The sequence below is a fragment of the Ralstonia sp. ASV6 genome, assembly GCF_016429285.1.
In the GTDB taxonomy this organism is placed as follows: Bacteria; Pseudomonadota; Gammaproteobacteria; order Burkholderiales; family Burkholderiaceae; genus Ralstonia; species Ralstonia flaminis.
This window is the reverse complement of record NZ_JAELUI010000675.1, coordinates 1-301: the sequence shown is the minus strand read 5'-3', so window position 1 is coordinate 301 and position 301 is coordinate 1. Positions and strand designations below refer to the sequence as shown.

Sequence of the window (301 nt, the reverse complement as noted above, 5' to 3'; positions counted from 1 at the left end):
CCCCCCCCCCCCCCCCCCCCCCCCCCCCCCCCCCCCCCCCCCCCCCCCCCCCCCCCCCCCCCCCCCCCCCCCCCCCCCCCCCCCCCCCCCCCCCCCCCCCCCCTTTTCCAGCCGAAGACGGCATACGCGATCAGGCGCCATGTCTCGTGGGCTCGGAGATGTGTATAAGAGACAGGCCTTGAAGTGGTCGACGTCGAGGTACAGCGCACACAGCGGCTCCGCATGGTGCTGGGCGCGCTCCACCGCAAAGCTGCCCAGCTCGAAGAAGCGCTGGCGCGCGAGCATACCGGTCAGGTGATCG

The 301-nt window shown here is 75.4% G+C and carries 1 pseudogene; it reads right to left on the bottom strand.

What is annotated here, in order from left to right:
* Window positions 1-174: 174 nt before the first annotated feature.
* Window positions 175-301: pseudogene (locus JHD73_RS29465) on the bottom strand (GGDEF domain-containing protein); the annotation flags it as partial.